Genomic DNA, 10,831 nt, shown 5'->3' with positions numbered 1-10,831 from the left:
GGAATTTCAAATGAGCCATCTTGCAGAATCGATTCAGATCCGTGGCACGCAATTCAAGAACCGCATTATTAAGGGGGCGATGAGTGAAGCATTGGCAAATACTCAAGGACAGCCGAATCATTTGCATTTTGGTTTGTATGAAGCTTGGGCCAAAGGCGGATTAGGTTGTGCGATTACCGGTAACGTCATGGTCGATTTACGTGCTAAAAATGAGCCAGGCGTAGTCGGGGTTGAGTCTGAACGTGATTTGGCTTTATTAACCCAATGGGCTGAAGTCGGCAAAAAGCATGGCATGGTGCAATTGGTACAGCTATCACATCCTGGTCGCCAATGCCCTAAGGGTTTAAATAAAGAAACTGTGGCACCTTCGGCAGTGCCATTTAGCCCCATGTTAGCCACAACTTTTGGTACGCCACGTGCTCTACGTGAAGATGAAATTTTAGATATCATCCAGCGCTTTGCTACAGCGGCGGCAGTATGTGAAAAAGCGGGTTTTGAAGGTGTACAGTTGCATGGTGCGCATGGTTATCTGATTAGCCAGTTTTTATCGCCTTTAACCAATCAGCGTAATGATCAATGGGGTGGCTCAGTAGAAAACCGCATGCGTTTTTTATTGGAAATTTATAAAGCCGTTCGTGCAGCAACATCGGATCAGTTTATTATTGTAGTCAAGCTGAACTCAGCAGATTTCCAGCGTGGCGGTATTACTGAAGAAGACGTGATTACCGTGTTTAAAGCGATTGATGCTGCGGGCATTGATTTGATTGAAGTATCGGGTGGTACTTATGAAGCGCCTGCGATGGCGGGTGCGAAAGAGGATAAACGTAAAGCATCGACGATTGCCCGTGAAGCTTATTTCCTAGACTTTGCCGATAAAATCCGTAAAGAAGTGAAATGCCATTTAATGGTAACAGGCGGTTTCCGTACCGTTGAAGGCATGAATGCGGCGCTGGACAGTGGTGCATGTGAGTTTGTAGGTATTGCGCGTCCATTTGCAGTAGAAACGGCATTGGCAGATCGACTGATTGCTGGGCAAGATGTGCGTTATGGCGTAGACAAAATTAAAACAGGTATTCCAATGGTCGACAAAATGGCTATTATGGAAATTATTTGGTATGCCGCGCAATTTAAAGCCATTGGAGAAGGCAAGCAGCCAAATCCAAAACTCTCACCGTTAAAAGTCTTTTTTAAATATTTAAAAGGTAATTTAACTGCGGTGATTAAAGGTCGTGTGAATTCACGTAAATCGGCTTAATCTTAAATTTATTTTTTTTAAAATTGAAAATCAGCGTGTCAGTGGAATGACATGAACGGTGTAAGGCTTACTGTGTGATTTGCCAATAGCGCTGAAATTCTTCAGCAGACCAGTGTCCTTTCTGTAAAGCAGTTTGGAATGCGGGTCTGCTTTTTATTTGTTTTAAATATTGGGCGAGTGCTGGATAGTCGCTAAATTTTGCATGGGCAAATTCACAGGCTAGTAATGGAAACCATAGTAAAATATCAGCACTGCTGAATTTATCTCCAGCCAGCCATGTGTGCTGCATGAAATGGCGATTCAGCATTTGTAGTTGTTGATCCAGCTCAGGGTTTAAATAAGCACGATTAAAGGCAACTTTAAAGGCAAGGCTAATAAAGCGAACTGGCCAAGGCGTTTGTTGTGCGATTTGCGTAAAGACCTGTTTTAACGCCAAGTTAGGCATGAAGCTGGCATCGGCAAAGTTTTTATAAAAGCAATAATGCCAATAATCTGGATCTGATGGCAAAACCACAAGTTTTTGTTCGAGCTGGCAGAGGTATTCAGCAATGGCGCTACTTTCGCTTAGCGACTGTATTTTTCCTTGTTTTTTGATCTGCAGAGTTGGGAATTTCATCTCTGCTTGAGGCGCATTTTGATCACAAATAATCAGTTCATAATTTGGGTTTAATTCTTCTAATAGCCAAACAATGCGTTGAGAGCGGGAATTAGGTAAATGAAATAATGTGATCTGCATAATTCTTATATTGGTGTGGAGTTTTATGTGGGTATGGAATGAAGCACTTTGAGTATCTTTATCTTATGCTGTATGGCCAGTGGATGGCAATTTTTTATAAATGCATTGGCAATAAAAAAGCCCAAGTCGTAATGCTTGAGCTTTTTCATAAGATGTTGCCATCTTGAATATGGCGTCCCTACGGGGATTCGAACCCCGGTTACCGCCGTGAAAGGGCGATGTCCTAGGCCTCTAGACGATAGGGACAGTACAGAAAGCAAATTTTAAAACCGTTAATTAAAGTCTAAGTTTTTAGACTAAATAATGGCGTCCCTACGGGGATTCGAACCCCGGTTACCGCCGTGAAAGGGCGATGTCCTAGGCCTCTAGACGATAGGGACTTAATAAAATGTACTTCTGAAAATTGGCGTCCCTACGGGGATTCGAACCCCGGTTACCGCCGTGAAAGGGCGATGTCCTAGGCCTCTAGACGATAGGGACGTTTCAGAGGTGGGCGTATAATAGGGTGAAAACAGGGGGGTGTCAAACGCATTTGAAGAAATAATTTCAGTTTTATGTGCTGAGTGCATAAATTTAAAACAATCTTGTAAGAATATGGGAAAAATACATTGTTTTGGGTTAATTTGTGAGCGAATTTAGGATGGCATGAATTACTTCTGGATGCTGTAAATAGCCAGCAATATCGTGTGGGTGTTCAATAGATGTACGAATCTCACGATTTAAAATAGAGGGGCTGAAATCAAAAGGTGATTTTTGTAGTGCTAAAGCTGCTAAAAAATCATCATGCGAATAAAAGTTAATCCAATCTCCTTTGAGTGAAGTAGGTCGCTGAATGGGTTGAGGTAAACGCTTTTGAATGGTTTGAAATGCAAGCGGGCAGCCTAAAGTAATCAAACTGCGGATGTTCATTTCTGGGTGTTCGAGCAGGTAGTGATAGGCAATAACCGAACCCAATGAATGCGCGACAATAATATTCGGTTTGCTGTCATGCAGTTGCTGATGAATGCGTAAATGTACAGCGTGCATAAAATGACTATTGGATAAGTATAAATCTGTTTCAACTAAAAACTTATGCAAGAGTGTGGTGTGTAGTTTAGGAAAATCATTCATCCATAATGCAAAGTGATGTAAGGCATAATCTTTGCGGAGCGCACTAAATTGATGAAATTTTGTGTGAAAATTTGGCTGTGGCTGTTTGGGTTGAATAATTGGTTGTAATGGTGTTTTGATTGTAGACGTTGCTGTGTTTGGTTTCTTTTGTCCATAGGTATTGAGATGTAAAAAGGGAAGATGTGGCCAGGTTTGAGGCAGAAGTGTGCTGGCACTAAGTACATTACTGAGATGATAACGTGAGAGTAAATCACCATAAAATGGCATGCGAAAATGTCGTTTTAAGTAGGTGAATGCAACCTGTTGCGGTGTTTGATTGAGTGCTTGTTTAAGCAAGCTGAGCCAGCGCTTTTCAATCGATTACGCTGTTTCATGCTGCTGGTTCATCCCGTGAATAAAAATAATATTCATCAGTCATTCTCAAGGATATGAGTGCTATTTTAGTTTTAGTATAGATAAAAAAAGAGCAGCCTAGGCTGCTCTAATTTGCTGCTGAATTGTCAGCAAGAATGATACTTACGATGCATTTTTATTGTGATAAAACGCATAGTAGCTTGCATAACATGCAGCAATAAATGCCAAACAGCCAAAGAAGCTGATGCGCATTGTTGGATCAAACACCATACTGATACAAGTAATGAAGCAGAAAATAAAACCTAGAATCGGCACGATTGGGAACAACGGTGCAGCAAAACCAAGTTCTGATTTTGTATGACCATCTTTATACCACTGACGACGAAAGTTGAACTGACTTAAGCAGATACTCATCCATACAACCACCATGGTAAACGCAGCAATACCCAGTAAATTGGTGAAAATGGCTTCAGGTGCAAATTGCTCAGAGAGCAAGCCTGGCATACCACCAATCATGGTCACAATAACCGCGACGTAAGGAATACCATGTGAATTCACTTTCGAAAATACAGCGGGCAATTGCTTGCTATAAGACAGTGACCACATCATACGAGATGCTGCAAATAAGCCAGAATTGGCTGCTGACAATAGCGCAGTGATAATCACAAAGCGGATAACGTCTTCAGCGTATGGAATACCGATATGCTGGAATACGGTTACGAATGGTGAGCTACTCACTCCATTATTGCCTAGACCGGCTTCTTGGTGTGGCAATAGGCAGGTAACGACTACAATGGTACCCACAAAGAAAATTAACAAGCGGAAAATTGCTGTGTTAATGGCTTTAGGTACGTTTTTAGCAGGGTCTTTGGTTTCACCAGCAGCAACACCAATCAATTCCGTACCAGAGAATGCGAAGTTCACAATTAACATGGTGGTAAAGATTGGGAAGAGGCCTTCTGGGAACCAGCCTTGAGCAGTTAGGTTATTAAACAGTGGTGCTGTTTCTTGACCTTGGTAGCCAAGCACACCAAAAATAGCCAATAAACCAAGCAAAATAAACGCCACAACCGTAACGACTTTAATTAAAGCGAGCCAGAATTCAGATTCTGCAAACCATTTGGTCGAAATCATATTTAAGGTAAATACAAAAGCGCCAAAGATCAGTGTCCACATCCACATGGAACTGTCTGGGAACCATTCTTGCATGAGCAATGCCGCTGCAGTAAATTCTGTTCCAAGCGTGACTGACCACGTGAGCCAGTATAACCATGTGATAGTATAACCCGTGCCTGGTCCAATATAGCGTTTGGCATAAGCACCAAATGAGCCAGACTCAGGCATGTGTACAGCCAGCTCGCCTAAGCAGAGCATGACCATATAGGCGATAATACCGCCTAAAAAGTAAGAGATGATGGCACCTACAGGCCCCGTTTGTGCAATGACTTCACCCGACCCTAAAAATAGGCCTGTTCCGATTGCGCCACCAAGCGAAATCATGACCAGATGTCGAGTACTCATAGCGCGTTTTAAAGGCGCAGAATTGCCCTGATGTGAAGCATCATTCGGAGATGAGTGCATAGGAAAAGATTAAAATATCAAGAGAATGAAGCGAGCTATTGTAGTGAAAAATTGTAAATCTGCAACGAAATAATAGTAATTTTGAATAAGTGCTGATCAGGTGCGATCAAGATATGGCGTCCCTACGGGGATTCGAACCCCGGTTACCGCCGTGAAAGGGCGATGTCCTAGGCCTCTAGACGATAGGGACGTTGCGAGGTGATGCGTATATTAGGGAGTTTTTAAAAAGCTGTCAAACTGGAATTGCGGTAATTTTTAAAATATTGAATTGTTTGATTAAAAAATGAAGGGTATTGAAAAGAATAAGAAAATATTGGCGATAAAAAACGCAGTGAGAACACTGCGTTTAAGTCAAAACCAATCCATTGAGGTATTAATGCTTAATTTTTGTTGTGATATAACCAATAATAACTTGCATAACAGGCAGCCATAAACAGTAGACAGCCAATAAAGCCTGAAAGCATTTCAGGGTCGGCAGCCATACTTAAACCTGTTGCGGTACAGCACACAAAACCAAGGATGGGTACTAAAGGGAACCAAGGCGTTTGAAATTTAAGCTCAGCAACGCTATGACCTTGCTTTAACCACTGGCGGCGGAAGTTAAATTGACTCCAGCAAATACTCATCCACACAATCACCATTGTAAAGGCTGCAACACCCATCAAGTTTTTAAAGATGACATCGGCACCAAATTGCTCGGAAAGTAAACCCGGTAAGCCACCAATCATCGTTACCCAAATGGCAACAACCGGCACACCAGCTTTATTCACTTTGGCAAATACACGAGGCAGTTGCTTTTGAGCGGAAAGTGCCCACATCATACGTGAAGCCGCGTATAAACCTGAGTTAGCCGTAGAAAGCAGTGCGGTAATAATCACGAAGCGAATAATGTCTTCAGCATAAGGAATGCCCATGTGCTGGAACACAGATACAAAAGGACTGCTACTTAAGCCACCATGACCGCCAACGTTTAAGCCTGCATCGGTATAGGTAAGTAATGAGCTAATAACGATAATGGTACCCACAAAGAAAATAATCAAACGCCATACTGCAGCATGAATCGCCTTGGGTACGTTCTTTTCAGGGTTCTCGGTTTCGCCTGCAGCAATACCAATCATTTCTGTACCATTAAAGGCAAAGTTCACAATCAGTAATGTGGCAAAGAGTGGAAATAAACCATTCGGTAGCCAGCCATGCTCCGTTAAGTTGTTAAACATAGGAGCTGAGCTATAACCATCAAATGGAATAAAGCCAAAAATACATGAAAAGCCCAGTAAGATGAACACCAGTACAGTGGCAACTTTGACCATTGAAAGCCAAAATTCAGACTCTGCAAAAGCACGTGTTGAGCTTAGATTAGAAATGAGCACGCCCGCTGCGAAGATGAGCGTCCAAAGCCAAATGGAGGTTTGTGGAAACCATTCCTGTACCAATATCGCGGCTGCGGTAAATTCTGTACCTAAGGTTGCTGACCAGCCCAGCCAGTACATCCATGAGACCATGTAACCTGTACCTGGGCCAATATAGTTTGTTGCAAATGCACCAAATGAACCTGATACAGGAAGGTGTACGGCCAATTCACCTAAGCACAGCATTACCATGTAGGCAATCAGACCACCAATAATGTAGGCCAATACAGCGCCTAAAGGACCAGCTTGTGAAATTACTTCACCAGAACCCATAAACAAGCCAGTACCAATAGCGCCACCAAGTGAAAGCATAATGAGATGGCGAGTGGTCATCGCGCGTTTTAAGGAGGGTGAATCCCCACTTGCAGGAGTCTGCGAAGAATCAGAAGGAGTTGTCATACAATAACTTAGATTTGAAAAATATATTTTATATTTTCATTGTGTGAAAAATCACATATATCGTTATTTTCAAATAAAAGCCGTAAATAGATTTATAAAATAGATACATTTGCAGCCGTTGATTTGGCTGCAAGAAAGACAATCAGAATTAAATTTAGTGCTGATCTTGAGGATGAGAAACTTGCTGTTCGGACGAATTTGTTGCAGGTTGTTGGCTGTTGTTGGAAACAACAAACAAATACAAAGCCGCTGGAAATAAAATAAGCAGAACCAATAAAATTTTCTTAAGCATGTTGAGTACAATTAAATATCTTAGTGAAATTATAAATCAAAATGCGATGACTGTAAGTGTGAAAGTCGCTTTCATACTTACAGTGTTATGGCAGGCTTAATTTTGCTTCTTTTCTTGTAGAAACTGGTAGAGTTCAGGGTGTTTACTTGCAAAATTACGTTCTTCTATCAGGGTATATGTCTTTGCATTAGGGTGAATACCCGCTTGCATTAATTTTTTTACGAGGCTGATTGATGGATTGCGACCTTGAATATTACTGTTAATTAAATTGTCGCTATTGCCTGCATAACCAATGCCAATACTGAGCAGGTAGTCTGAAACTTCTTCAAGTCCCCATGCAATGGCATTGGACTGTAAATTAAATTTTTCTTCATAGGGGCCGAATTTATACATGCCTTCGCTTTGAAAAAAGTCTTCAGCTTGTAAAAACTTGAGCTTATGAATCATTTCAGTTTGATCAATTTTTCCTTCGGCATCTTTTAATTGGCCGTTAATAATCCTAAAAGATATTTTGCCATTTAAAGGTTTACAGTTGGCTGTAAATAAGCGTTTGGTTTGTTCAACAGTTGTACCCGTTAAGGCCAATTCACAGAGTTTCTTTTTTTCATCATCAGGCATTTTACTTTTGGCAATGGTGCCATTTTCAAAGTCACGAACAATGGCCTCCCAGCCGTAGGTATAAGCTACCTTGTAGTAACGTGTCGCTTCTTCGCTTAGTTTTTTTGCTTTTCCAGATGGGGCTACTGACTGATGCGCTAAATCATTTGAGTGATTTTCAGTTTGATCTGAAGTATTTGCTGTTATGGATTCTCGTTGTGTCGTGCCAACTTTAGAAATTTGTTCTGGGGCAGTGTGTGTATTTGAATTTGGTCGAAAGAAGTAAACGATCAGGCTGATACCCAATATACAAATTCCGAGCAGCAGAATAATTTTTTTCATTGTTGGTCTATTTATAAATGAATCAAGCGCATTTTGAGGCGCGCTTGATGGGGGGATTAGAATTTATAGCTAAGGTCAGCAATAAAACGACGTCCTTCTTCAGAATAAAGCTTACCAGCATCGGTCACGTTCTTATTTTGTTTGTTTAAAACGTTTGAAACGGTTAAGCCGAAGGTCATGCTTTGCTGTGGTGTGATTTTCCAGTCATAGGTTGCGCGGGCATCCCAAGTAAATTTGCTGGCAAAATCTTCTTCTTCCATAACTGAGATATCTGAACCATCCCACGATACTTTATCACCCGTTGCGACGTAGTTTGTTGAAGCAGAACGAAAGTTTAAAAAGTTATGCAGGGTAAACGGTAGCGCTGTCCCTTTCATTTCCCAGTTTAAACGCGCTGTAAATGGGGCATCTTTCACTGGAAGCTGACTTTTTGGAATAATTAAGCCGTTTAAAGACACATAGGCATTACGCGAGTCAGTATCCATATCTTTATATGAACCGCGTGTGGTTTCATTTTCAATATAGCTTAAGCCGAGCGCAAGTTTGTGCTGTGTCTGGCCAATGTCCCACGGATTAGTGTTGCTGATTGTAAATGTATAGGTATCGGCTTGACCGCCGTCAACATTGGCATAAGTGCGGTAGTCTAAGGCTTGCGTGCCCGCCGCTGTGGTTTTGTAAATACGGGTTTCTTCAATTCGGTCTTCAAATTGACGATTTACCCATTTTAAATTCAAATCTAAATTTTTGATTTGGCTGCTTACTGCAAACACTTTTTCATCGCTATACGGTGTTTTGACATCCGTTGCGCGAACTGCTGCAGCTTGTGAGCTTGGATAAGTGGTCACCCAGCCGTAATTATTGCTTTCATCCCAATTTGAGTCATAACTTGCAGAACGCGATAAATTCGCATAAGTCGTGTAGGTTTTTTCATCGAGCTCAGTCATGAGGAAGACATTGCCGTAGTAACGGTTAAAGCCCGCTGTAAATTTAAGCGTATCGTTTGAAAATGGTAGGTATTCGAAAGTCGAGCGTGGTGCAATGTTGAGATTTGATCCCAAAGAATCATAATCTGCACGTAAACCTAGGCGCGCACGGAAGTTCTGCCAGCTCATGTCGTCTTCAGCAAAAACATGCCACTGGTCTTGGCGGGCAGTAAATTTACCTGCATTGTAAAATGTACCTGAGCGTGAGTACTGACCTGTCCAAGATTCCCAAGGCTTGGTTGAGCTTGGGCGGTACTGTAAATCGGCTTCATCACATTGAGCATCGCCAACTGCACAAGATGCCGTACCTAAATTTGCACGTGTGGTGTATAAAGCCATCGCGTCAGGGCGTTCCCATGAGCCTTCATTATGCTGATAGCCTGCACCCGTTTTAAAACGATGCGTGGTATTGGCCAATTTAATCGGATCGAAAATGGCTTTTAAGTCATAAGACAGGGTTGATTGCTGGTTAATAATATTGCCACCAAAACCGCCTTCAGTCAGAGTGTCACCATCTTTTGATCCTGGTACCCAATCTTTTGAACCCGCTGCATAGTTCCACGAGGTCGAACTATTGCTTTTTAAGCGTCGGTCTAGCTCAGTCGTGCGATAGTTTAGGTTTTGTTCGAGCTGTAAAGCATTGAATTTATTCTTGGTATTAAAAAATAAAGTGTCGGTAATGGTATCAATTGTATAGTCGGAGTTGATCTTATTTTTATAATAGCCTTCTTTGTCGTATTCGTAGTGTTCAACACCAAATTGATAAGCTTGCTGATCATCAGGATTAAAATAAGCTGTGAATCCAGCATTGTTATTCACTTCTTGGGTTTTAATCTTGTCGTTTTCACCCAAACCACTCATGACAGGAATACGTGAACCACGTGTTGCACCAAAGGCGTTAAATCCCCAAGCTTCATTGAAGCGTCCGTAGACATTGGCGCTGATACCTTGTGTGGTGTATTCCTTATGATGTTCCGTATCTTGATCTTCAAAAGCTGCTTCTTCTGCATCATTGACATAATTAAAGCGGGACCAAGCAGAATTAGTGTAGTCATAGCTGATAGAGCCATGCAATTTGCCAATTTCAGATTTAGGCGCACAGGTTTTGGCAGAAATTACACCACCCTGAAAATCGCCATGCTCAGCGCTGGCATTACTATCAATGACCTCAAGTTCACAAATTAAGTCTGTATTGATGTTGGCGGTTTGAGCATTGCTCGGAGCGCCATAATAATTTGAATCTGCGCTTTCACCAACGGGGTCAAAGGTGTTTGATGTATTGACGCCGTTTACCGTAAATTTATTGGCAAAGTTTGGTGCACCATTAATTGAGATTTTTTCTGGTGCAAGAGAGGCTTGATTACCACTACTATAAGCTTCGCGGTCAAACTGAACATTGGTGTGAGTCTTTAAAAAGTCACTGATACTTTTTTTGCCATTCGGCATCTCTTTAAGCTGTTCTTGATTGTATTTTGCTGTACCGACTTCTTTATGTTGATCTGCTTCAACTACAATCGTATTCATTTGAATTTCGATTGGAGAGGGACTAGTTTCCGCCGAAAATACCTGTGCAGATGGAAGTGCAATAAACATAGCAACATAGAGGGAAGAGTGACAAAAGCGCATAGAGAGTGACGGTGTGAAACGTAATGCAAGCGATTATCATTAACTTAATGAAATTAATCAATAAGAATGAGAATTATTTTCAATTCAAGAAAGCGATTTTATTAAAATAAAAAACCAATCAATAGATTGATCGGTGTGAATTTAATT

8 protein-coding genes and 4 tRNA genes are annotated in these 10,831 nt (G+C 41.5%); 1 reads left to right on the top strand and 11 read right to left on the bottom strand.

Going from position 1 to position 10,831, the window contains the following annotated elements:
- Positions 1-10: 10 nt before the first annotated feature.
- Entirely contained in the window at positions 11-1,255 is a 1,245-nt protein-coding gene (locus C9E88_RS11650; protein WP_106985872.1) for an NADH:flavin oxidoreductase/NADH oxidase family protein, read from the top strand.
- 67 nt (positions 1,256-1,322) lie between these two features.
- On the opposite strand, the gene C9E88_RS11645 is transcribed toward C9E88_RS11650, so the two are convergent.
- The 11 genes from C9E88_RS11645 to C9E88_RS11600 all read right to left on the bottom strand — a co-directional run bounded on the left by C9E88_RS11645 (position 1,323) and on the right by C9E88_RS11600 (position 10,582).
- Positions 1,323-1,991, bottom strand: a complete 669-nt coding sequence (locus C9E88_RS11645; protein ID WP_106985846.1) for a glutathione binding-like protein — start codon at positions 1,989-1,991, stop codon at positions 1,323-1,325.
- A 170-nt stretch (positions 1,992-2,161) separates the two neighbouring features.
- Positions 2,162-2,237 (bottom strand) — tRNA-Glu (locus C9E88_RS11640).
- Between the two features lie 58 nt (positions 2,238-2,295).
- A tRNA-Glu gene (locus tag C9E88_RS11635) sits at positions 2,296-2,371 on the bottom strand.
- 24 nt (positions 2,372-2,395) lie between these two features.
- Positions 2,396-2,471 (bottom strand) — tRNA-Glu (locus C9E88_RS11630).
- Between the two features lie 138 nt (positions 2,472-2,609).
- The gene (locus tag C9E88_RS11625) at positions 2,610-3,458 is read right to left on the bottom strand and encodes an alpha/beta fold hydrolase (protein WP_227865950.1); all 849 of its coding nucleotides are present in this window, start codon (positions 3,456-3,458) and stop codon (positions 2,610-2,612) included.
- Between the two features lie 159 nt (positions 3,459-3,617).
- Positions 3,618-5,036 (bottom strand): amino acid permease, encoded by a 1,419-nt coding sequence (locus C9E88_RS11620; protein WP_106985847.1) that lies wholly within the window; start codon positions 5,034-5,036, stop codon positions 3,618-3,620.
- 114 nt (positions 5,037-5,150) lie between these two features.
- Positions 5,151-5,226, bottom strand: a tRNA-Glu gene (locus tag C9E88_RS11615).
- Between the two features lie 190 nt (positions 5,227-5,416).
- Positions 5,417-6,844: an amino acid permease gene (locus tag C9E88_RS11610; RefSeq protein ID WP_106985848.1), complete on the bottom strand. Its 1,428-nt coding sequence runs from the start codon at positions 6,842-6,844 to the stop codon at positions 5,417-5,419.
- 154 nt (positions 6,845-6,998) lie between these two features.
- On the bottom strand, positions 6,999-7,136 hold the full coding sequence (locus C9E88_RS17620; RefSeq protein WP_165382509.1) for a hypothetical protein: 138 nt from the start codon (positions 7,134-7,136) through the stop codon (positions 6,999-7,001).
- 96 nt (positions 7,137-7,232) lie between these two features.
- Positions 7,233-8,075, bottom strand: coding sequence for a hypothetical protein (locus C9E88_RS11605; RefSeq protein ID WP_106985849.1), 843 nt, complete (start codon positions 8,073-8,075; stop codon positions 7,233-7,235).
- A gap of 56 nt (positions 8,076-8,131) precedes the next feature.
- A complete protein-coding gene (locus C9E88_RS11600; RefSeq protein ID WP_162368841.1) occupies positions 8,132-10,582 on the bottom strand; it encodes a TonB-dependent receptor plug domain-containing protein in 2,451 nt (816 codons plus the stop codon).
- Positions 10,583-10,831: the final 249 nt, after the last annotated feature.

This window comes from Acinetobacter cumulans, from assembly GCF_003024525.3.
GTDB classification, from domain to species: Bacteria; Pseudomonadota; Gammaproteobacteria; order Pseudomonadales; family Moraxellaceae; genus Acinetobacter; species Acinetobacter cumulans.
This window is presented reverse-complemented; position numbering and strand designations above follow the sequence as displayed.